Consider the following 22,489-nt stretch of genomic DNA (forward strand, 5'->3'; position numbering starts at 1 on the left):
CCCTGCTCAGGCCTTCAACTTGTAGCCGAAGCCGCGGACCGTCTCGATCCGGTCCTGGCCGATCTTCGTACGCAGCCGCTGCACATGGACGTCCACGACACGGGTGTCGCCACCCCAGCCGTAGTCCCACACACGTTCGAGCAGCTTGTCGCGGCTCAGTACCGTACCGGGCGCGGACGAGAACTCCAGGAGCAGCCGCATCTCGGTGGGCGTGAGCGCCACCGGCGTACCGCCCCTGCGGACCTCCATGCCCTCCGTGTCGATCTCCAGCTCGCCGAAGGACAGCACACCGCCGTCGAGCGCATCCGGTCCGCCCCCGGCGCCACCCGCGGGTCCGCCGGCGTGGCCGAAGCGGCGCAGCACCGCGCGGATACGGGCGACCAGGACCGCGCCGTCGAAGGGCTTCGTCACGTAGTCGTCGGCGCCCGCCTCCAGGCCCAGCACCACGTCGATCGAGTCGGCGCGCGCGGACAGCATGATCACGGGGACGGTCGACTCGTCGCGGATACGGCGGCACAGGCTGACGCCGTCGAGGCCGGGCACCATCACGTCCAGGAGTGCGATGTCAGGACGGTCGGCACGGAACGCCTCCAGGCCCGACAGCCCGTCGGGCATGGCGGTCACCGCGAAGCCGTCGCGCTCCAGGGCGAGCTGCGTGGCCTCGCGAATGACGTCGTCGTCCTCGACGAACAGGACGTGGGTCTGCTCTGCCATCCGGCTGCTCCGTCTGCTTTCAGGTCTCAGGGCTCAGCCGGCGTCGGGCGTGGCCGTGTCGGTGCCGCCCACCGCGTTGCTGTAGTCGTTGCGCGTGCGCGAGTCCGCCTTGAAGTGCGTCGTCGCCCAGCTGTAGGTGATCACTTCTTCGCTGGACGGATACGTCACCGGGTCGCCCTTCTCGTACAACTGCTGCGTGACCACCAGGTCGCCCCGGTCGATCTCCGCGTAGACCGGAGGCTCCTCGGCCTTGAAGACATTCTGGTACCCGCTGCCCTGCCGGCGATACACGTACGAGCCGACCCCGACCGCGTCACCGCAGGTCATCACGTTGACCACGATGTCGCTCGCGGACCCCCCGGTCAGCTCCCCGTACGACACGTCGACCGGATACTCGTCGCCCACGCACGGCTTCAGGTCGCCCTTGACCGACGCGCTGACCTTCGGATCGTCCTGTATCAGCTTGACCGCGTCCACCCGCTTCGCTGCTTGGGCGGGCGAGGCGGAGGCGGAGGCGGACACCGAGGCCGAGGGGGTCGGCGCGGCCGCCACCGAGTCGGCGTCGTGGGCCGGGCCCTCGTCGCGGGCGCCCGTTCCCCCGGTGGCGCAGCCGGACGTCAAAAGGCCGAGGGCGGTGAGCGCGGCCGCTGCCGTACTCCCCGCCTTCAGGACCTGCCTGGCCCCTGTTCCTAGGCCGCGCAACGCTCCCGCTCCTCACTCGCTTCGAGTGCGCGTGCGCCGCGCTCCTCGAGGTCCCGGCTCTCCAGCTCCTCGCGGAGCCGGGCCAGGGCCCGGTGCAGTGTGCTCTTCACCGTACCGGCCGACATGCCGAGGGCGGCGGCCGTCTCCTCCGTGGACATCTGCTCCCAGTGTCGCAGCACCACGACACTGCGCTGCTTGGGTGCCAGCACCTTCATGATGTCCATGAGCAGGGCGCGGTCGGCGTGCTGCTCGGTCGAGTCGTCGACGCTCGCGTCCGGCAGCTGCTCGGTCGGAACCTCTTCGAGCTTGCGCGCCCGCCACCACTCGGTCCGCGTGTTGATCATGACGCGGCGCAGGTAGGCGTCGGCCAGCCGCTTGTCCGCGATGCCGTCCCAGCGGCCGTACGTCCGTACGAGCGCGGTCTGCAGGAGGTCCTGGGCGTCGACCGGGTCGGGGACGAGGCGGCGGGCACTGCGCAGCAGCGCGTCCTGCCGAGTGCGGACGTACTCCTCGAATTCGAGCACCTCGCCGTGCGCCATGATCAACCGCCTCCATCCCCGTTTCCGACCTGCCTGCCGCTTCCTGCGGTCTGCTGTCGGGTGTCCGTCTGCCCGCTACCTGTGAACCGCTGTCGTTCCGCTGTGGAGCGGCTGTCTGTGCGGTACGGCAATGAAGCTACGGAGGGGTTGTCACGGCGTTGTCCGGGCCGGCCTGCGGCAAGCACTCGGCTGTCCGTCGGTTGTGTAACGGAAGTAGGGAGTGGGTAAGGCGACCTGCGGTTATGCCCTGGTTGGGCGGATTTGAGCGCCCGCTGGGGCCCAGTGGGCAACACACCCGCCCGTTACGTCGACCGTTACGTCAACGGCAGGCGGTACAGGCCGCCCGGGAGAGGTTCCACCAGACCGTCGGACACGAGGCCGTCCAGTGCGCGGGCCCGCTGCACCGGTTCCTCCCATACGCGGTCCAGCTCGGCCTGCGGGACCGCAGTGACCGCCTCCCGCAGGACGGCCAGGAGCCTGCCGCGGACCTGACGGTCCGTGCCCGCGTACGTCTGAGCGCGCCGCGGCGGCCCGTCGTGCTCCGGCTTCCCCGCCAGCAGCCAGGCACACTGCGCCGCGATCGGACAGCGCCGGCAGCTCTCGTTCTTCGCCGTGCAGACCAGCGCGCCCAGCTCCATCGACGCGGCGGCCCAGCGCGACGCCCTGCCCTCGTCGTCGGGGAGCAGGGCGCGGGCGAGCTTGCGCTCGGCGGCGGTGGTGGCGTTGGGCGGGTACTGGACGCCGGTGACCGCGCGGGCGAACACCCGGCGCACGTTTGTGTCGAGGACGGCGTGGCGCCTGCCGTACGCGAAGGACGCGACCGCCGAGGCCGTGTACTCGCCGATGCCAGGCAGCGCGAGGAGCTGCGCATGGTCGGCGGGTACGTCGCCGCCGTGCCGTTCCGTTATGGCGACCGCGGCGCCGTGCAGACGCAGGGCGCGGCGCGGGTAGCCGAGCCGGCCCCAGGCGCGGACGGCCTCGCCCGGCGCTTCCCCGGCCAGGTCGGCGGGGCGCGGCCAGCGGGCCAGCCAGTGCTCGTAGACGGGCAGCACACGGCTGACCGGCGTCTGCTGGAGCATGAACTCGCTGACCATCACTCCCCAGGGGCCCGCGTCGGGATGACGCCAGGGGAGATCGCGTGCGTGCTCGTCGAACCATGCGATGACCGGGGTGTGGAGGGCCTCGCCGGGAGCGGTGCGGGCGGCGGTGTTCGCGGTGGTGTGCGCTGGTGCAGTCATGACGTGTCGATCCTGCCATGACGGGCGCCGGTGGGTGGGGCGCCTTGCGGTCCGTGGCGGTTCACCTTCGGGCGCGTGAAGCGGCTTCGGGTGTGTCGCTCTGTGTCGCTGTCTGTGGTTGAGCGTGGCCGTGCGTGGCCGCCGATCGCCTCAACGGGCCTGGCCGGGATGATGATCCGGAAAAGTTGCGGGGCGGGGCGGCGGGTGGGGCGAGCGAAGGGTCGGATCTCTCGTAGAGTTTGCGCCGTGGGATCTATGCGCAATCCGGTCGGGCCGCTTCCCTCCACCATCTACTGGCGACGGAGGGCCGTTCTGCTGTGCATGGTGGCGCTGTTGGCGCTGCTCATCGTGTGGGTGGTCGGCTCCGGTGGCGGAGGCGGGAAGAACAACGGGAACGGTTCGAACGGGAAGAACCCCGCGCAGACCATCACTCCCGGGCCCTCCAGTTCTGGGCCGGCGATCAGTCAACACCCGGGCGGGCGCGACGAGTCGAGCGGGAGTGACTCGGGCGGTTCGGGGTCCGCTTCCGGGTCCGGCGGATCGTCGGGGGACGACGGTGGTTCCGGGGCCGGGTCGGGTTCCGGCTCCGGGGGGAACTCGGACGACGGGTCCAAGAGCGGGGCCGGCTCCGCGGATCAGCTTCCGGCCGGATCCAGCATTCCCAACTGCACTGCGGGCGGGGTGAAGTTGACGCTGCGCAGTGTCCACAACACCTACGCGCCCGATGAGAAGCCCACCCTGGAACTGGTCGCCAAGAACACCTCGGGCAGCGACTGCAAGGTCGACTTCGGCCCGAAGAACGCCGTGGTGACGATCACTCAGGCGGGTGGCGACGACGCCTACTGGTCCTCCGGTGACTGCCCCAGGAGTGCCGCCGCGGTCCTCCTCCGTGTCCCGGCCGGCAGCCAGATCACCTACACCGTCGAGTGGGACCGCAAGCCCAGCGCCGCCGCGTGCGCCACGCCTCCGGCCGGGTCCGCCACCGCCGGTACCTACCTGGTCGAGGCGAAGGCCCCTGGTCTGGCCAAGGCCCAGGCGTCCTTCGTGCTGGAGAAGGACTGAGAACGAGCAAAGGGCGCCCGGGGTTCGACGATCACCCCGAGCGCCCGAGGGCGTGACGCGCACCCCGAAATCCGCCGTGGCCACACGTGACGCCCAAGATCCGCCGTAGTTAGACGTAACGCTCAAGAATCGACGACTCCGCCAGCCGCGACAGCCCCTCGCGCACACTCCGCGCCCGCGCCTCCCCGACACCGTCGACGGTCTGGAGGTCGTCCACGCTGGCGGCGAGCAGCTTCTGCAGGCCGCCGAAGTGCTCCACGAGGCGGTCGATGATCGCGCCGGGCAGCCGGGGCACCTTGGCGAGGAGGCGGAAGCCGCGCGGGGACACCGCGGAGTCGAGCGCCTCGGGAGAGCCGGTGTACCCCAACCCGCGGGCCACGGTGGAGAGTTCGAGAAGCTCCGCGTGGGTCAGCGCGTCCAGCTCGAAGAGGGCCTCGTCGACCGTGCGGGAGCGCTTCGCGGTCGGCTCGGGCACGTAGTCCCGGACGACCAGCTCGCGTTCGGGCTCCACTCCGGCGATCAACTCGTCCAGCTGGAGGGCGAGCAGGCGTCCGTCCGTGCCCAGCTCGACGACGTACTCGGCGATCTCGGTGGCGATCCGGCGCACCATTTCGAGGCGCTGGGCGACCGCCGAGACATCCCGGACGGTGACCAGGTCCTCGATCTCCAGCGCGGAGAGCGTGCCCGCGACCTCGTCGAGACGGAGCTTGTAGCGCTCCAGGGTCGCGAGGGCCTGGTTGGCGCGGGAGAGGATCGCGGCGGAGTCCTCCAGCACACGGCGCTGACCGTCGACGTACAGGGCGATCAGGCGCATCGACTGGGAGACCGAGACGACCGGGAAGCCGACCTGCTTGGAGACGCGGTCCGCGGTGCGGTGCCGGGTGCCCGTCTCCTCGGTGGGGATGGTCGGGTCGGGCACCAGTTGCACGCCCGCCCGAAGGATCTTGGTGATGTCCTTGTCGACAACGATGCCGCCGTCGAGCTTGCACAGCTCGCGCAGACGGGTCGCCGAGAAGTCGACGTCCAGGACGAATCCGCCGGTGCACATCGACTCGACGGTCTTGTCCCAGCCGAGCACGATGAGTCCGCCGGTGTTGCCGCGGAGAATCCGCTCAAGCCCGTCGCGCAGCGCCGTGCCGGGTGCCACGGCGCTCAGTGAGGCGCGCATCAGGCCATCGGCACCGGAGCTCCCACCGGACTTTCCGGGAGCTGCTGCCCGGTCGTTGGCTGCCACTGCACTCCTCCGGTCGCGGGTTTCCGGTCGCCCTCTGTTCGTACGGACGGGCGAGACCAGGGCAAAGTCTACCGGCGGTCTTCCTCCTCCCGTGGGGCCTCTCGCCGACGAGAGCGCGGAAGCACCCGCAGCGCGTCGCCCATGTCGGCGACTTCCAGGACCTTCATACCGGGAGGGATCTTGCCCGGGTCGGTCGGTACGAGGGCATGTGTGAAGCCCAGACGGTGGGCTTCGGCCAGCCGGCGCTGGACCCCCGTGACCCGTCTGACCTCGCCTGCAAGGCCCACTTCGCCGATCGCGACAAGGTTCTTGGGCAGCGGGGTGTCGCTCGCGGCGGAGGCGAGGGCGAGGGCGATCGCGAGGTCCGCGGCCGGTTCGGAGAGCTTCACGCCGCCGACCGTCGCGGAGTAGATGTCCCGCTTTCCGAGGGCGGTGATCCGGCCGCGCTGCTCCAGAACGGCGAGCATCATCGACACCCGGGAGGTCTCCAGCCCCGAGGTGGTGCGCCGCGGGGAGGGGATCTGCGAGTCGACGGTGAGCGCCTGGACCTCGGCGACGAGCGGGCGGCGGCCTTCCAGGGTGACGGTCAGGCAGGTGCCGGGGACCGGCTCGGCTCGGCGGGTGAGGAAGAGGCCGGAGGGGTCGGCAAGGCCCGTGATCCCCTCGTCGTGCAGCTCGAAGCAGCCGACCTCGTCCGTGGTGCCGTAACGGTTCTTGACCCCTCGTACGAGCCGGAGCCGCGCGTGCCGGTCGCCCTCGAACTGGAGCACCACGTCCACCAGGTGTTCCAGCAGCCGGGGCCCGGCGATCGCACCGTCCTTGGTGACATGGCCGACCAGGAGGGTGGACATGCCCCGGTCCTTGGAGGCGCGGATCAGCGCCCCGGCGACCTCCCGCACCTGGGCCATGCCGCCGGGTGCGCCGTCGATCTCCGGGGAGGCGACGGTCTGTACGGAGTCGAGGACGAGCAGGGACGGCTTCACCGCGTCCAAGTGGCCGAGGACGGCGGCCAGGTCGGTCTCGGCGGCGAGATACAGGTGGTCGTCGATCGCCTTGATGCGGTCGGCGCGCAGCCGCACCTGGCTGGCCGACTCCTCACCCGTGACATACAGCGTGCGGTGCTCGTCGCTCGCCGCCTTGGCCGCCACGTCCAGCAGGAGTGTGGACTTGCCGACGCCGGGCTCGCCCGCGAGGAGGACGACGGCGCCGGGGACCAGGCCGCCGCCGAGGACGCGGTCCAGCTCCGGTACGCCGGTGGAGCGGGCGGTGGCCTGGCGGCCGTCGACCTCGCCGATGGGAACCGCGGAGGTGGTGACACGGCCGGGTGTCGTCGTGCGGACCGCGGGCGCGCCGTACTCCTCGACCGTCCCCCACGCCTGGCACTCGGGGCAGCGGCCGAGCCACTTGGCCGTCTGCCAGCCGCACTCGGTGCAGCGGTAGGACGGCCGGTCCTTCGCGGTTTTCGTACGGGCAGCCATGGACGAAACCGTAGCCCAGGCCACTGACATCACCGTCGGGCGTACGCGGGCCGGGCGGTTGCGGCTCCGCCGCGGCCCGCGTACGCCCGGGCGCTCATCCCGTGACGGCCACCGCCGTCTCCTTCCCCGTCTCCGTCTCCTCGGCCGTCTTCTCGGTACGGCCGCGCAACGCGAACAGCACCAGCAGCGCCGAGAACAGGGCCGCACTGCCGCACACCACGAAGCCGATGGAGTAGCCGTGGCCGAGCGCGTCGAGGGCGAAGGAGCGGGCCGCGCCCGGCGGGGAGTTCGGCGGCACCGAGTTGAGGGCGAGCGGGCCGCCCTCCTTGAGGACCTCGTGCGCGGCCGCCTTCGACTCCGCGCCCAGCGACGCCGTACCGAGGGAGGCGGTGACCTGTGAGGCGGCCTGGCTCAGCGCGACCGCGCCGATGACGGCCGGGCCGAGGGTGAAGCCGAAGTCGCGCAGCAGGTTGGTGGAGGCGCTGGCCATGCCCGCGAGATGGACGGGCACGGTGTTGACGGCGGTCGCGGTGATCGACGACACCGTGAACGCGAAGCCCGTGCCGACCAGACCCAGTGGCAGGATCAGCGAGGTCAGCGCCCGGTCGTCGACGGCCAGCGTGGCCGCGAGGAAGTCGCCGGCCGCGATCAGCGCGAGCCCCGCCGTGAGCGTCGTACGCGGGGAGACCCGGCTGAGGAGGCGGGAGGTGACCGGTGTCAGGAACGGGGTCAGACCGCTGAGGAGCAGGAAGGCGAAGGACGTCCGCATCGGGCTCTGGTGCTGGATCGGGCCGAGCCGGATGCTCGCCGCGTACGCCGTGCCGAGGAAGCTGAACATGCCGATGACCGAGACGACGGACGCGATCGCGAAGGAGCGGTCGCGGAACAGGTCGAGGCGCAGCAGCGGCGAGCGGGCCCGGTTCTCGGCCGCGATGAACAGGCCGATGAAGACCGCCGCGACGACGAAGGCCACGACCACCCACGTCGACGCCCACCCGTCCGCGGGCCCCTGGATGACGGCGTACAGGAGCGCGAAGAGTCCGACGCCGATGGTGACCTGGCCGGCGATGTCGAGCGAACGCCCCTCCGGGGCCGCGGAGTCGGCGGCGAACACGACGCTGACCAGCGCGCTGACGGCGGCGACCACGGCGACCACCACGAACGCCGCGCGCCAGGAGCCGTAGGTCCCGGTGATGCCGCCGAGCAGCGGCGCGAGGAAGCCGCCCGCGGACAGGCTGGACGCCCACACGGCGATGGCGCGGGCACGCTGGGCCGCCCCGTGGGTACCGGCGGCGATCATCGCGAGCGAGGTCGGGAACAGTGCCGCCGCGCCGAGCCCGGCGAGCGCCTGTCCCACCCACAGCTGGTGGACGCCCGAACTGGAGGCGGCGACCACCTCGCCGGCGCACAGCAGCGCCGCACCGCCGACCAGCAGCCGCTTGCGCCCGAAGAGGTCGCCGAGCACACCGAAGGACAGCTCCAGCACGGCGACCGGCAGCAGGAACGCGTCCGATATCCAGGTCAACTGCGAGCCCACCGGGTGCAGATGCTCCTGGAACAGGCCGTTGAGAGTGGCCGGCATGGCCAGACCGATCTGCGCGAGACAGACGGCCAGACAGCCGGCGATGAAAGTGCCGAGAGGGAGGCGGGGTGCGTCCGGTTCAGACATGGGCAGTCCCTAGGGGGAGTCTTGAGCCCGTCCGGCGTTTGAGGACGAGCCCTTCGGGCGAAACGGGGGTCTGTGAGCGGAGCCCCCGGGTACGGGGCGGGCAGGGGCGGAGGGGGCGAACTAGTTGGTCGTGTCCACGCGCGCGTGGAGCCCCGTTTCGCGCCCCACCGTCAACTCGGAGGGCCGGTAGGGGACATACGCCGCCCCGTCCAGCCCGAGCCCGAGCGCGGCCTTCTGCAGCACGGCGGGTGTGGCGGCATCCCCCCAGTGACCGGTGGCGATCCGCTGTTCGACGGCGTGCACGGCGGCGACCGTCTCGGCGGTGGTGAAGGCGCAGTGCCCCTGCCGCTCGACATAGGCCTGCCGCAGCGAGGCGCCGTCGCCGGAGGCCCGCACCCGGTCCGCGAACCGGTTCTCCTGCTCGACCGGCACGAGGTTGTCCGCGGTGGTGTGCACGTCGAGGAGGGGCACGCCGAGCCCCTGTCCGGCGGACGAGGTGCGCGCCGCCTCCCGTACCGCGGCCGGGTCCGCCGTGACGGTGGCGCCGCGCGTGAGTGTGCGCAGGTCGGCGTGCAGGTCGAGCCCCGCTGCCCGGTACAGCGCGCGTACCTGGGGGGCGTGCGCGGAGCCCGCGAGGAGGCGGGCGTAGTCGATGCCCCGGTTCCAGGAGTTGTTGCCGCCGACGGACTGCTCGACGGCGTACCGGCCGCCCTCGATGAACGACAGCACGCCCTGCGCGAACCACGCGTACTGCTGCTCCTCCTGCCCCGCCCAGTCGTCGTCGGCCGGCCGGTCCTGGCCGGGCGCCCAGGTGGGGAGGTTGAGGAAGGCGGCGGCGAGGGCGACGCGGGCGCGGCCCTGGGGGGTCTTCTGGGCGGCGGTGACGGCCGCGGTGAGCCGGTCGGCGGTGGCGGAGGCCTCGGCCGGGGAGGCGAAGTTCACCAGCTTCAGGTCCTGCGCGGGCAGGAGCAGGCGGGCGAGGGCGTACTCGGCGTCGAGCTGGTAGTTGTCCAGGTCGGTGCCGCCCGCGACCAGGCCGCAGAAGCCGAGCGCGCCGTCGACGCGGCCGGCGCCGTCCCGGGCGATCCGCGCGTTGACGAGGCCCCCCATGGACTGGCCGACGGAGAGTGTCCGCCGGGGTTTGCCGATCTCCTTCTCAACGGCGTCGAGCGCGCCGAACTGGTCGCGTTCCGCGCTGGCCAGCGCCCACATGGACCCGTTCGGGTCGTACGAGGACCCGGTCAGCGCGTACCCCTCGGCGAGCAGCTCGGTGCGGGAGGCGTCGGAGGGCGCGTCCCGCGCGACGGTGGGGCCGAAGCCGTGGCTGAACAGGAGCAACGTGCCGTTCCAGTTCGCCGGTACGTCGGCGATCCAGGTGGCGCCGTCGGCGAGGGTGCCGGTCAGATGCCGGGCTTCGGGGGTGTCCGCGTGGGCGGCGGGGGCGGTGACGGAGAGGGCGACTGCCGTACCGAGGGCGGCCGTCGTACGGGCCAGGCGGGTGCGTGCGGGCATGTCGTAGGGCTCCGATCTGCGGGGGAGGGGGAGCGCTGAGGACGGGTGCGGCGGATGCTCAGTGCACTGAACGACTCACCGAACGACTGAACGCCTCGGAATGTAGGGCGCTTATCTGACTGCCGTCAATGGAATGCACAACATCAGTTCGGAAGGGGGCTCGGCGGTGGTCGGCGGTGGCCTGAGGGCGCACGGCAGAAGACGCACGCCTCAATCGCGAGCCGAGCGGCTCCGGCGTGGGCAGGGGAGGTGCAAAGGGGAGGACGAGGGGAGCGGGCGGGCTACGCCTCCGCGGGCACCGTCTCCAGCAGGCGCCGCGCCGTCTCCCGTGCGGGCGCGTCCAGGCAGGCGTGCACCGCGCGGAACGTCTCCTCCGCCGGGCCCGCGGGCCAGTCGGCGGGCAGGTGCTGCACGGGCAGGCGCGGGTCGCTGCGGATCACGTCCAGCCATGCCGTCGCGAGGCGCAGCCGCAGCGCGAGGGCGTCCTCGGGCGTGCCGCCGCCCGCGTCGCCCGGCTGCGCGCCGGATTCCCGGAGCGGGCGCCACGCGGTGTCGAACGCGCGGTAACGGTCGGCGAGTTCGGCGAGGTCCCAGGTGTCGTTGATCATCTCGGCGATGTCCATGCCGATGTCGGCCCGCGCGCGGAACACCTTGACGTGCGCGGACAGCCCGAGTTCCGCGAGGATCCCGGAGACGTCGACCTCGCCGGGCGCGATCCACAGACCGCTGAACAACGGCCCGAACCCGGCCCAGGTGAGCTGCGAGCGCAGATCGTGTCGCTGCCGCTGCCACGACTCGGGCAGCGAGAAGCCGAGCAGCGACCAGGTGCCGTCCCAGTCACGGTTGACGGCGCCGGTCTTCCAGATGCGCTGCTCGCCGTCGCGCAGGATCGCCTCGGAGCGCTCGGTGAGCCCGAAGTACATGCGGCGGCCCTCACGCCTCCGGCGCAGCAGCCCGCGGTTGACCATCCGGGTCAGCGTCGACCGGGTCGCGTGCTCGCCGACGCCGGCCCGCGCGAACACCTCGATGACGCTCCCCGAGTACACGCACACGCCGCGGCCGAGCACCTGGTCGCCGAGGAACGACAGCATCAGGGACTGCGGGCGCGGGGCGTTGTCGGTGGCCACGGGCTTACGGTACGACGCCGTCGGCGGACAAGGAGCGGTCGGGACCCGAACTGCCAACGGGCTTCCGAACCGCTCGAAGCGAAGGCATCCACGCGCGCGCGTCGCCCGAAACCACCCACGCGCGCGTGCCGCCATCGCCGCCTGTGAAGGCCTGGGCCACGGGACGGAGGGCTGCTGTCCCCTTATGAGGGATCGTTTCACCCGTACGGATTAAAAGTGCTCAAGGGGGAAGAAGGGGCCACCCCATGGCACCTACGGTCGCACGGGTGATGAGCAGCCGTCCGGAGACCTCCACGCACACCACCGGCGCACACCGGGCGCACGGAGACGCGCGCAAGCGGGTGACAGCGCCCCGCGCGAACACCCGCACCATGGCCCAGCACCCTCCAGCGCGCTACGAGCCCTACCTGGACGGCCTGTTCACCTACTGCCTGTCCGTGCTGTGCGACCACGACTCGGCCACCGCCGCCCTGGGGGACGTCCTCGCGCTGGCCGAACGTCGCAACCCGCGCGGTCCGGAGTCCCCGGACGACCGCAGAGCATGGCTGTACGCCCTCGCCCGCTGGGCCTGTCTGCGCAAGCTCGCCGAGGCCAGGCGCCGACGACAGGCGACACACGCCGGTGGCCGCCGAGCGGCCCACAAAGGCACGGAGAACGCGCAGAATCCGCCGAACTCCCCGCGTGACGCGCACAAGGACACCGCCGACCGGCGCGCCGCCGAAGCCCTGAGCGCCGTTCCCGTCTCCGAGGACGCCCAGGCCCACCGGCAGCGCGAACTCGCCCTGCTGGCCTGGCCGGAGGCCGCCGGTACGTCTCCCGAGCAGCGCGAGGCGCTCGAACTCGCGGTGCGCCACCAGCTCGCCGTCCACGAGGTCGCCGCCGTGCTCGGCATGGATCTCGCGTCGGCACGTGAACTCCTCGCCTCCGCCGCCTGCGAGGTCGAACGCACGCGCGCGGCGCTCGCGGTGGTGGAGACCGGCGCCTGCCCGAGCGTCGCCCGCCTCACCGACGACAGCCAGGTCGTCCTGAGCACCGCCCTGCGCCGCGAACTGGTCCGGCACGTCGACGACTGCCCACGCTGCCGCCGCACCGCCGAGCGCGCGGTCCCCGGCTCCTGGCCCGGCACCAGCGTCACGCCCGCCGCGCTCCCCGTACTCGAAGCCCCGCGCGCGGCCCTGCACATGGCGATGGCGCGCCTCCCGCGCGCGCGGGGTGAGGCCCCGCGCTTCGACCGGCGCGGTTTCCCGATGGATCCCAAGGACCGCGCCGCCCGCCGCGACCGGCTGCGCGCGCGTGCCGTCACGACCACGGTCGTGGCCACCGTCGTCGCCGCGCCCGTACTCGCGCTCTGGGCGGCCTACCGCGGCGCGCCCCTGATCGGCGAGGGCGCCGACGGCCGCTCGGTCACCGCGAGCGAGGCGCACGACCCCGGCGGTCTCAACGGCGAGGACGCGGGCGGCTACGAGAACGCAGGCAACGCCAGTACCCGCCCCGAGGGCCGCTTCACCAAGGGCAGCCGCTCGCCCGACGTCTCCGTGGAGGTCGTCAGCGTCGCCGGAAAGGGCACCGGACGGCTCTCGGTGTCGGCGGGCAACAGCGGCGACACGACACTCATCACCCTCACGGCGGCCGGGGACGCACCGGTGCGGTGGTCCGTCCGTACCGGCGCCGACTGGCTCTATCCGAGCAAGTCGTCGGGAACCCTCGACCCCGGCGAATCGTTGACGATCAAGATGTACGTCGACCATCTTCGCGAGCCGGTGGGCCCCTGGACCGCGCGGGTGGCCGTCGCACCGGCGGGCGCGGTGGTCACGATCGACGGATACGGCAACGCGGGCCCGTCCGACCCCGGCCCGGACCCCGACCCGACCCCCGGCGACCCGACACCGTCCCACCCGGACCCCGATCCCACCCCGAGCGACCCGACGCCGTCCGACCCGGACCCGACGCCCAGCAGCCCGACGCCGTCCGACCCGGACCCGACGCCGACGGGCTCGTCCCCGGCCCCCTCGGACCCGGGGGGCTCGACGTCGCCCGGCGACAGCGGCGACCCGAGCCCCTCCTCGTAGATCCGCGGTGCCCCGGAGGCCGAAGGCGCCTCAGCCCACCGGATCGGCGGGGTGCGGAGCCAGCAGCGGCAGCTGCGAGGCGAGCCTCTCCTCGCAGAGCTCGACGAGCCGGTCGTACCCCGCCTTGCCCATCAGTTCGACCAGCTCCGGCCGGTACGACACGTAGACCGGGTCGCCCGCGCCGTGCGCCGAGGTCGCCGACGTGCACCACCAGTGCAGGTCATGGCCGCCCGGACCCCAGCCTCGACGGTCGTACTCACCGATCGACACCTGCAGGACGCGGGTGTCGTCGGGCCGGTCGATCCAGTCGTACGTACGCCGCACGGGCAGCTGCCAGCAGACGTCCGGCTTCGTCTCAAGGGGCTCGCGCCCCTCCTTGAGCGCCAGGATGTGCAGTGAGCAACCGGCGCCACCGGCGAACCCGGGCCGGTTCTGGAAGATGCACGATCCCTTGTACGGGCGGGTCTGGCGCTCGCCGTCCTCGTCCTCGGAGACCCAGCCGGACTCGGAGCCCACGTCGTGGTGCTGCCAGATGTCCGGCGTGAGCCGTGCCACATACCCGGCCACCCGCTTCTCGTCGTCCTCGTCCGAGAAGTGCGCGCCCAGCGTGCAGCAGCCGTCGTCCGCGCGGCCCGCCTGGATGCCCTGGCAACCGCTTCCGAAGATGCAGTTCCACCGGGAGGTCAGCCAGGTCAGATCGCAGCGGAAGATCTGCTCGTCATCGGCGGGGTCCGGAAACTCCACCCAGGCGCGAGCGAAGTCGAGCCCCTTCTCGTCACTCACCCTCGGGGCTTTCGGTGACTTCGTGGACTTGGCCGCCTTCGCCTGCGAAGAACCCTTGGCCGATTTGTCAGGCTTCGCCTTTTTCGTCTTTGGCACCCGTCCAGGGTAAGTCGCCGGAGGCCACTCCGGGGACGGCCAATCGCAGGCTGGGCAGTAGCGTTCCGTGTATGAGACTCGGTGTCCTCGACGTGGGTTCGAACACGGTGCATCTGCTGGTGGTGGATGCGCACCCGGGCGCGCGCCCGCTTCCCGCGCACTCGCACAAGGTGGAGCTGCGGCTCGCCCAACTCCTCGACGAGGCGGGAGCGATCGGCCCCGACGGCGTCGACAAACTGATCGGCGTCGTCCAGGAGGCGCTGGAGGCCGCCGAGGACAAGGGTGTCGAGGAACTGCTGCCGTTCGCGACCTCCGCGGTGCGGGAGGCCAGCAACGCGGACGACGTACTGGCCCGCGTCCAGGCCGAGACCGGGGTCGAGCTCCAGGTCCTGACAGGTGCGGAGGAGGCCCGCCTCACCTTCCTCGCCGCCCGCCGCTGGTTCGGCTGGTCGGCCGGGAAGCTGCTGGTCCTGGACATCGGCGGGGGCTCGCTCGAAATCGCGTACGGCATCGACGAGGAGCCCGACGCGGCGGTGTCGCTGCCGCTCGGCGCCGGGCGGCTCACCGCGGGCTGGCTGCCGACGGATCCCGCCGACCCGGCGGACATCAAGGCGCTGCGGCGCCATGTCCGGGCCCAGATCGCCCGGACGGTGGGCGAGTTCAGCCGCTTCGGTGCGCCCGACCATGTCGTGGCCACGTCCAAGACCTTCAAGCAGCTCGCCCGTCTCGCCGGGGCCGCGCGCTCCACGGACGGGCTGTACGTCCAGCGCGAGCTGAAACGCCGGTCCCTGGAGGACTGGGTTCCGCGGCTCGCCTCCATGACCGCCGACGAGCGCGCCGAGCTCCCCGGCGTCTCCGAGGGGCGCGCGGGCCAGCTCCTCGCGGGCGCACTCGTCGCCGAGGGCGCGCTCGACCTCTTCGGTGTCGAAACCCTGGAGATCTGCCCCTGGGCCCTCCGAGAAGGCGTAATCCTGCGCCGCCTGGACCACATGGCAACCACCTGACCTTCCGGGGCGGGTGGGCAAACCCTTCTCACCTCTTGCTTGAACGGTCACCCGGGGTGGGTGGGCAAACCCCGGGTACCCCTTGTTTCCTTGGCGCCCGGTGTGGGTGCCGGCCGGGGGTGGGTCACGCAGCCCGGCGTTCACGGGGTGCCGCTGCGCCCACCCGTGCCGCCCCTGGCGGCACGATTGCCCGCAGTGACGAGGCTTCGCCGCCCCCGGCGTCACACGTACCGCCGCTGCTGGGTGGGCACCCGCCCCGAACCCCCTGCGAAAGCCACCCCACCTCCCCGTACCCTGTCCCTCGTGGCAGAACCAGTGGTGCGCATCCCGGATGCGAAGGTCGCGCTGTCCACGGCCTCCGTCTATCCGGAGTCGACGGCGACGGCCTTCGAGATCGCCGCGCGCCTCGGTTACGACGGTGTCGAGGTCATGGTGTGGACCGATCCGGTCAGCCAGGACATCGAGGCCCTGCGCCGGCTCAGCGACTACCACCAGGTCCCGATCCTCGCCGTGCACGCCCCATGCCTGCTGATCACCCAGCGGGTCTGGTCCACCGACCCGTGGATCAAACTCCAGCGCGCCCAGGCGGCCGCCGAGAAGCTCGGCGCCACCACCGTCGTCGTACACCCCCCGTTCCGCTGGCAGCGTCAGTACGCCCGCGACTTCGTCACCGGCATCTGGCGCATGGCGAACGAGACGGACGTACGATTCGCCGTCGAAAACATGTACCCGTGGCGCTACCGCGACCGCGAGATGCTCGCGTACGCCCCCGACTGGGACGTCACGAAGGACGACTACCGGCACTTCACGATCGACCTCAGCCACACCGCGACGGCCCGCACGGACGCGACGCAGATGATCGACCGCATGGGCGACCGCCTCGGCCACGTCCACCTCGCCGACGGCAACGGCTCCAACAAGGACGAGCACCTCGTCCCCGGCCGCGGCACCCAGCCCTGCGCCGAACTCCTCGAACGCCTCGCGCTCACCGGGTTCGACGGCCACGTCGTGATCGAGGTCAACACCCGCCGCGCGATGTCCGGCGCGGAGCGCGAGGCGGACCTCGCGGAGGCGCTGGCCTTCACCCGGCTGCACCTGGCCTCCGCCGCCGTGAAGGTGCCCCGCCAGTGACGGAGACGACGCCCGGCCCCCGCCGCCGGGGACGCCCCTCCCGTACGCAGGCGGAGGCGGCGGGCCCCGCCACCCGCGACCGGATCCTCGACGCGGCCCGCGAGGAGTTCGCCGAGCGGGGCTACGACAAGACGTCGATCCGGGGCATCGCCAAGGCGGCCGGGGTGGACTCGGCGCTGGTGCACCACTACTTCGGCACCAAGGAACGGGTCTTCGAGGCGGCCATCGAGGTCGCCTTCGCACCCGCGCTGAACGAGCCGACGGCGCTCGCGGACGGCCCCCTGGACGACGTGGGCGAGCGACTGACGCGTTTCGTCTTCGGCGTGTGGGAGAACCCGACGACGCGCAGGGCCCTGCTGGCGATCGTCCGCTCCGCCGTGAACAACGAGGCCGCGGCGGCCGTCTTCCGCCGCCTCGTCGCCAGCCAGCTGCTGCGCCGCGTCGCCCAGCAGCTCGACCTCCCGGACGCCGAACTGCGCGCCGAGCTGGCCGCGGCGCAGCTCGTCGGAACGGCGATGCTGCGCTACGTGATCAAGGTCGAGCCGCTCGCCTCCGCGGACCCGGAGCAGATCATCAGAAGGCTGGCCCCGGTGGTGCAGGGCCATCTGACGAACCCGTGACGACCACCTCGCCCCGTACGCACTGCCGCTGACCGGCCCTCGTACGCACTGCCGCTGACCCGCCCTCGTACGCGCAGCCGCTCAACCAGTCATAGCCGCGGAACGAGACATGCATCCCGCATTTCGGACACGCTGTCCAGATCCTGGAGCACCGGCGTAGGCTCGGTGGCAGCCAGAACTGTCTGAAGGAGCGAGCGACGATGCCCGAGCTGAGGTCCCGCACAGTCACCCACGGACGCAACATGGCGGGCGCCCGCGCCCTTATGCGCGCCTCCGGTGTACCAGGCGCGGACATCGGCCGGAAGCCGATCATCGCGGTGGCGAACTCGTTCACGGAGTTCGTCCCGGGACACACCCACCTCCAGCCGGTGGGCCGGATCGTCTCCGAGGCCATCACCGCCGCCGGCGCCATCCCGCGCGAGTTCAACACGATCGCGGTCGACGACGGCATCGCGATGGGTCACGGCGGCATGCTGTACTCCCTCCCCTCCCGCGACCTGATCGCGGACAGCGTGGAGTACATGGTCGAGGCCCACTGCGCCGACGCCCTGATCTGCATCTCGAACTGCGACAAGATCACGCCCGGCATGCTCATGGCCGCCCTGCGCCTGAACATTCCGACGGTCTTCGTCTCCGGCGGCCCCATGGAGTCCGGCCGGGCGACCCTCGTCGACGGCACGGTCCGCACGCTCGACCTGGTCGACGCGATCTCCGACGCGGTGAACGACAAGATCTCGGACGAGGACATCCTCCGTATCGAGGAGAACGCCTGTCCGACCTGCGGCTCCTGCTCCGGCATGTTCACCGCCAACTCGATGAACTGCCTGACCGAGGCGATCGGCCTGTCCCTCCCGGGCAACGGCTCGACCCTCGCCACGCACACGGCCCGCAAGGCGCTGTACGAGGACGCGGCGCGCACGGTCGTCGACATCACCAAGCGGTACTACGACGGCGGCGACGAGACGGTCCTGCCGCGCACCATCGCGAACTTCGCGGCCTTCCAGAACGCCATGGCCCTCGACATCGCCATGGGCGGCTCGACCAACACGATCCTGCACTTGCTGGCCGCCGCCCAGGAAGCGGGCGTCGAGTTCGGCCTGGAGGAGATCAACGAGGTCTCGCGCCGCGTGCCGTGCCTCGCCAAGGTCGCCCCGAATGTCGCGAAGGACCGCACGTACTACATGGAGGACGTGCACCGCGCCGGCGGCATCCCCGCCCTCCTCGGCGAACTGCACCGCGCGGGCCTCCTCAACGAGGACGTGCACTCCGTCCACAGCCCGTCCCTCGCCGACTGGCTGAAGACCTGGGACGTCCGGGCGGGCTCCCCGTCCCCCGAGGCGATCGAGCTGTGGCACGCGGCGCCGGGATGCGAGAGGTCCTCGACGGCCTTCTCCCAGTCCAAGCGCTGGGAGGCCCTCGACAAGGACGCCGAGAACGGCTGCATCCGCTCCGCCGAGCACGCGTACTCCAAGGACGGCGGTCTCGCGGTCCTCAAGGGCAACCTGGCCGTCGACGGCTGTGTCGTGAAGACGGCGGGCGTCGACGAGTCGATCTGGACCTTCGAGGGCCCGGCGGTCGTCTGCGAGTCGCAGGACGAGGCCGTCGACAAGATCCTCAAGAAGGAGATCACGCACGGCGACGTCGTGGTCATCCGCTACGAGGGCCCCAAGGGCGGCCCCGGCATGCAGGAGATGCTCTACCCGACGTCCTTCCTCAAGGGCCGCGGCCTCGGCAAGACCTGCGCCCTGGTCACCGACGGCCGCTTCTCCGGCGGCACCTCGGGCCTCTCCATCGGCCACGCCTCCCCCGAGGCGGCCTCCGGCGGCACGATCGCGCTCGTCCGGGACGGCGACCGCATCCGCATCGACATCCCGAACCGCACGATCGAACTCCTCGTCCCCGACGAGGAGTTGGACGCCCGCCGCACCGCCCTGAACGGCGTCTACGCCCCCGTGAACCGCGACCGCAAGGTCTCCGCAGCCCTGCGCGCGTACGCGGCGATGGCGACCAGCGCGGACAAGGGCGCGGTGCGGGACGTGTCACAGCTGGGCTGACCCGCTCCTGCCTCCCGAGCCTCATGAGGGGCCGCTCCCGCGGGGGCGGCCCCTTTTGGTGTCACCAGTCGGACGGGTCGCCCGCGTCCAGTGCGAAGACGGTGCCGTCGGGGGAGGCGGCGAAGATGTGGCCGTTCGCCATCACAGGCACGGGCAGCTTGCCCGTGATCCCGCCGGACTTCGCGCCGAGCCGCGGGGCGGTCTGCCCGACGAGCTTGCCCGTACGGATGTCCGCGGCGACAAGCCGCCCGTCGCCGGCCGTGAAGTACACATGCCGGTCGTCGGCCACGGGCGCGGAGCCCCGGACCACGGCTGTCTCAAGGCGCCACCGCTGCCTGCGCGCGTCCATGTCCACGGCAGTCAGCGAGCCTCCGGCACCCGTCAGAAGGACGAGGCCGCCGCGCACGGAGCCCTGGGCCTGCTCGAGCCGGGCGGGCAGCACCACCCGGCGCGAGGCCCTGCTCCTGGGGTCGTACCGCAGCAGCGCCTTGGCGTCACCGTAGAGGGCGTCGCTCACCGTGAAGACGACGGCGCCGTCGCTCGTGCCGATCGGGGTCAGTGCGCCGTTCAGCCGCGCCTCCCACCGCAGGTCACCCGTTGCCGGGTCCACGGCGGAGACCCGGGTGCGCGACCCGTTGCCGACCGCGCTCACCGCATACGCCAGCGGATCCCCGTCGAACGACGTGAAGTACGGCACCGGCTGGCCCGGGATCCGATGGCGCCACTTCGTGTCGCCCGACGCGCCGTCCATGCCGGTGACCGTTCCGTCGGCGCCGGTGAGGAGCACCGTTTCGCCGACGTGCCGCAGGCCGCCGTACGCGGACACGTCCCGCGTCCACCGCGTCCTGCCCGACGACGGATCGAGCGCCTCCAGACGCTTGTCGCCGTCCGACAGCACGTGCACCAGCCCGCCCGACACGACGGGCGCCTTGACCGAGACCCCCTGCTCGGTGACGGCGTGCCGCCACCGTACGGTGCCGTCGACCGGGTCCAGGGCGGTGATCTGCCCCGGCTGCGCGCAGAGCAACTTCTGTGCGCCGTACGAGCATTGGGGCATGCCCCCGCTCTTCGACGCCGTCCGGGTGTGCCAGCCGCTGAACCCCGCGGGCGCCGACCGGGGGCTGCTGCCCTGGGGCGCGGGGTCGCCTCCGTCGAGCAGTTGAGCGGAGGCGAACGCCCCGCCCGCGGTGAGGACGAGTGCCCCCGCCGCGAGAGCCGTCCACTTGTGGCGGCGCCCCTTGGTACGCGGCCCGGCCGGGTCGGCACCGGGCCCCGGCACCTCGGACACCTCCGGCTTCGCCGAGTCGCCCGTCCGCTGGGCCGGTATGAACGCCTGGGTGTCGTACGAGGCTGCCACGGACCGCAGTTCGCGCATCAGCTCGTCGGGCGTGGGCCGGTCCTCGGGCTCCTTGGCGAGGCAGCGCAGCACCAGCGGCGCCAGATTCCCCGGTACGCCGGCCAAGTCGGGCTCGTCGTGCACGACTTGGTAGGCGACGACGTACGGGCTGTCGGAGTCGAACGGCCCGCGCCCGGTCGCGGCGTGCACCATGACCGAGCCGAGCGCGAAGATGTCCGCGGCGGGCCCCACCTCGCGCGGCCGACGGAACTGCTCGGGCGCCATGAACGGCGGAGTGCCGATCAACTTGCCCGTCTCGGTGCGCAGTTCGCTGTCCTTCGGCCGGGAGATGCCGAAGTCGATGACCTTGGGCCCGTCGTCGGCGAGCAGGACGTTGCTGGGCTTGAGATCCCGGTGCACCACTCCCACCCGGTGGATGTCACGCAGGGCCTCGGCGAGCCCGGCCATCAGCCGGCGCAGCTGGGGCGGGGACATCGCCCCGTTCTGCTTCACCTGCTCCGCGAGGGTGGGCCCCGGGATGAACAGCGTGGCCATCCAGGGCCGTTCGGCCTCCGGGTCGGCGTCGACCACCGGCGCGGTGAAGGCCCCGCTCACCCTTCTGGCCGCGGCCACCTCCTGCCGGAAACGCCCCCTGAATTCGGGATCCCCGGCGAACTCCGCGTGCACGACCTTGACCGCGAGCCGCAGCCCGGAGGTCGAGCTGGCCAGATGGACCACACCCATGCCGCCGGAGCCCAGGCACGACTCCAGACGGTAATGACCGGCGTACTCCGGAAGTTCCGCTTCCGCGCCCGCTCCGGTATTCCGCTGTGGCGCCATGGAACCACCCCCGTGCTGTTCGTCCGCGCGCGCGACGCACGGAGCCTAGTCGATGACTCGTGCGAGACAGAGGCGGCTTGCTAGCCTCCGCGTGCGAGTCGCGCACAGGCGTGCGGGACGCGTTTCAGGTGAATCAAAGGGGTCCCATGACAGCCATGTGGCCCAACGGGGGAGGTTTTTCATGTCTGTTGACCGTACCGAGGAGATCGCCGGAGGCGACGAGGCCGAGGCCGTCACGACGGCGGCCACGAGCGCGACCGAGACGGCCCTGCGTTACTACTCGACCGCGCCCGGCAGCGCCCTCAACGTCCGAGGCGGCCCGGGCACCAGCTACAACATCGTCCGCGTCCTGCCCGCGGGTTCCCGCGTGCCGATCTTCTGCCAGACCCCGGGCACGACCGTCACCGGCCCGTACGGCACGACGAAGATCTGGGACAACATCGGCAACGGCGAGTACGTCTCGGACGCCTACGTGCACACCGGCAGCGACGGCTACGTCGCAGGCCGCTGCTCCTGAAGCAGCGCGGGATGTGGTCCGACGCCCACCCGGCGCGATAATCGCCCCGTGAGCAACGAGACCACCCCCACAGGCCCGCACCCCGAGCCCATCCGCTTCTTCGGCACGACCTGGGTGAACCACGACGGCGGCTACGCGGCCCGCAGGGCAGGCGTGGCCGCCGGCTCCCTCGTGGCCGCCGCCGCGGCCTGCCTCGTACTGCGCTTCGCCTACCAGGGCCTGGAGATCGCGGACGTCGGCAAGCTGGTGAACGTGCTGGTCGTGGTGATGTTCGCGGTGTGCAGCGCCCTCGCGTTCGGCCACACCTGGGGAGCGTTCACCAAGCGCCCCGACCCCGAGCGCCAGGCCTCCCTCCGCGGCCTCCTCGCGATCGGCTTCATCGGCTCCCTCCTCGCCTACTTCTTCCGCACCCTCTCCGAGGCCCCCGGCGAGAAGCTCCTCCGCCAGGAGTACGAGACGGCCCGCGACCAGCACGCAAAGCGCAGCAACCGCCGCACAGGCAACCCATCAAAACGAAAGGCTTCCTGAGCGACCCGAGGGCAGCTCCGACGCGCACCCGGCAGCCGCAAGCCTCCTCGCACCCGCGGCCGAGTACGCACGCAAGGGTCCGTGCCGGTACGTCTCTGCCCGTCGCGTAGCCGGCTCCCAGCCGAGTTTCGCCATGCTCGACTCCCGGGCAGTACGCCCACGCGGCGACGGGCAGGACGTACCGGCACGGACCCTTGCGTGCGTACTCGGCCGCGGGTGCGAGGAGGCTTGCGGCT

The 22,489-nt window shown here is 71.9% G+C and carries 19 protein-coding genes; 8 read left to right on the forward strand and 11 right to left on the reverse strand.

Annotation, left to right across the window (positions count from 1 at the left end; translation table 11 throughout):
• Positions 1-6: 6 nt before the first annotated feature.
• The 4 genes from cseB to ABZS97_RS27420 form a co-directional block, all read right to left on the reverse strand.
• A complete protein-coding gene (gene cseB / locus ABZS97_RS27405) occupies positions 7-714 on the reverse strand; it encodes a two-component system response regulator CseB (RefSeq protein WP_356141586.1) in 708 nt (235 codons plus the stop codon).
• Between the two features lie 33 nt (positions 715-747).
• Entirely contained in the window at positions 748-1,416 is a 669-nt protein-coding gene (locus ABZS97_RS27410; RefSeq protein ID WP_356141588.1) for a hypothetical protein, read from the reverse strand.
• A complete protein-coding gene (locus ABZS97_RS27415) occupies positions 1,404-1,955 on the reverse strand; it encodes a SigE family RNA polymerase sigma factor (RefSeq protein WP_356141590.1) in 552 nt (183 codons plus the stop codon). The genes ABZS97_RS27410 and ABZS97_RS27415 overlap by 13 nt, the downstream gene beginning before the upstream one ends.
• 314 nt (positions 1,956-2,269) lie before the next feature.
• Positions 2,270-3,193, reverse strand: a complete 924-nt coding sequence (locus tag ABZS97_RS27420; protein WP_356141592.1) for an A/G-specific adenine glycosylase — start codon at positions 3,191-3,193, stop codon at positions 2,270-2,272.
• Positions 3,194-3,439: 246 nt separating this feature from the next.
• Here ABZS97_RS27420 and ABZS97_RS27425 point away from each other — a divergent pair, with 246 nt between their 5' ends.
• Positions 3,440-4,255: a hypothetical protein gene (locus tag ABZS97_RS27425; RefSeq protein ID WP_356141594.1), complete on the forward strand. Its 816-nt coding sequence runs from the start codon at positions 3,440-3,442 to the stop codon at positions 4,253-4,255.
• A 109-nt stretch (positions 4,256-4,364) separates the two neighbouring features.
• Here the strand turns inward: ABZS97_RS27425 and disA are convergent, their stop codons facing one another.
• The 5 genes from disA to ABZS97_RS27450 all read right to left on the reverse strand — a co-directional run bounded on the left by disA (position 4,365) and on the right by ABZS97_RS27450 (position 11,275).
• A complete protein-coding gene (gene disA / locus ABZS97_RS27430; protein ID WP_356141596.1) occupies positions 4,365-5,489 on the reverse strand; it encodes a DNA integrity scanning diadenylate cyclase DisA in 1,125 nt (374 codons plus the stop codon).
• Positions 5,490-5,557: 68 nt separating this feature from the next.
• Positions 5,558-6,967 carry a DNA repair protein RadA gene (gene radA / locus ABZS97_RS27435; RefSeq protein WP_356141598.1) on the reverse strand — a complete coding sequence of 470 codons (1,410 nt, stop codon included), beginning with the start codon at positions 6,965-6,967 and terminating at the stop codon, positions 5,558-5,560.
• A gap of 94 nt (positions 6,968-7,061) precedes the next feature.
• Positions 7,062-8,636, reverse strand: coding sequence for an MFS transporter (locus ABZS97_RS27440; RefSeq protein WP_356141600.1), 1,575 nt, complete (start codon positions 8,634-8,636; stop codon positions 7,062-7,064).
• Positions 8,637-8,756: 120 nt separating this feature from the next.
• On the reverse strand, positions 8,757-10,148 hold the full coding sequence (locus tag ABZS97_RS27445) for an alpha/beta hydrolase (protein WP_356141602.1): 1,392 nt from the start codon (positions 10,146-10,148) through the stop codon (positions 8,757-8,759).
• Positions 10,149-10,429: 281 nt separating this feature from the next.
• Positions 10,430-11,275, reverse strand: coding sequence for a PaaX family transcriptional regulator C-terminal domain-containing protein (locus ABZS97_RS27450; RefSeq protein ID WP_356141604.1), 846 nt, complete (start codon positions 11,273-11,275; stop codon positions 10,430-10,432).
• A gap of 266 nt (positions 11,276-11,541) precedes the next feature.
• Here ABZS97_RS27450 and ABZS97_RS27455 point away from each other — a divergent pair, with 266 nt between their 5' ends.
• A complete protein-coding gene (locus tag ABZS97_RS27455) occupies positions 11,542-13,344 on the forward strand; it encodes a hypothetical protein (RefSeq protein ID WP_356141627.1) in 1,803 nt (600 codons plus the stop codon).
• Positions 13,345-13,374: 30 nt separating this feature from the next.
• Here the strand turns inward: ABZS97_RS27455 and ABZS97_RS27460 are convergent, their stop codons facing one another.
• Positions 13,375-14,223: a hypothetical protein gene (locus ABZS97_RS27460; RefSeq protein ID WP_356141606.1), complete on the reverse strand. Its 849-nt coding sequence runs from the start codon at positions 14,221-14,223 to the stop codon at positions 13,375-13,377.
• A 71-nt stretch (positions 14,224-14,294) separates the two neighbouring features.
• Here ABZS97_RS27460 and ABZS97_RS27465 point away from each other — a divergent pair, with 71 nt between their 5' ends.
• The 4 genes from ABZS97_RS27465 to ilvD all read left to right on the forward strand — a co-directional run bounded on the left by ABZS97_RS27465 (position 14,295) and on the right by ilvD (position 19,032).
• Complete coding sequence (locus ABZS97_RS27465) at positions 14,295-15,227, forward strand: Ppx/GppA phosphatase family protein (protein ID WP_356141608.1); 933 nt, start codon at positions 14,295-14,297, stop codon at positions 15,225-15,227.
• Between the two features lie 303 nt (positions 15,228-15,530).
• Positions 15,531-16,358: a sugar phosphate isomerase/epimerase gene (locus ABZS97_RS27470; RefSeq protein ID WP_356141610.1), complete on the forward strand. Its 828-nt coding sequence runs from the start codon at positions 15,531-15,533 to the stop codon at positions 16,356-16,358.
• A complete protein-coding gene (locus ABZS97_RS27475; RefSeq protein WP_356141612.1) occupies positions 16,355-16,978 on the forward strand; it encodes a TetR family transcriptional regulator in 624 nt (207 codons plus the stop codon). Before ABZS97_RS27470 ends, ABZS97_RS27475 begins: the two co-directional genes overlap by 4 nt.
• A gap of 200 nt (positions 16,979-17,178) precedes the next feature.
• Entirely contained in the window at positions 17,179-19,032 is a 1,854-nt protein-coding gene (ilvD, locus tag ABZS97_RS27480) for a dihydroxy-acid dehydratase (protein ID WP_356141614.1), read from the forward strand.
• Positions 19,033-19,093: 61 nt separating this feature from the next.
• Here ilvD and ABZS97_RS27485 read toward each other — a convergent pair whose 3' ends face one another.
• The gene (locus tag ABZS97_RS27485; RefSeq protein ID WP_356141616.1) at positions 19,094-21,208 is read right to left on the reverse strand and encodes a PQQ-binding-like beta-propeller repeat protein; all 2,115 of its coding nucleotides are present in this window, start codon (positions 21,206-21,208) and stop codon (positions 19,094-19,096) included.
• 181 nt (positions 21,209-21,389) lie between these two features.
• Here ABZS97_RS27485 and ABZS97_RS27490 point away from each other — a divergent pair, with 181 nt between their 5' ends.
• Both ABZS97_RS27490 and ABZS97_RS27495 read left to right on the forward strand, forming a co-directional pair.
• Complete coding sequence (locus ABZS97_RS27490; protein WP_356141619.1) at positions 21,390-21,725, forward strand: SH3 domain-containing protein; 336 nt, start codon at positions 21,390-21,392, stop codon at positions 21,723-21,725.
• Positions 21,726-21,773: 48 nt separating this feature from the next.
• Entirely contained in the window at positions 21,774-22,253 is a 480-nt protein-coding gene (locus tag ABZS97_RS27495; protein ID WP_356141621.1) for an EamA/RhaT family transporter, read from the forward strand.
• Positions 22,254-22,489 lie beyond the last annotated feature (236 nt).

Source organism: Streptomyces sp. NPDC005485, from assembly GCF_040606085.1.
Taxonomy (GTDB): Bacteria; Actinomycetota; Actinomycetes; order Streptomycetales; family Streptomycetaceae; genus Streptomyces.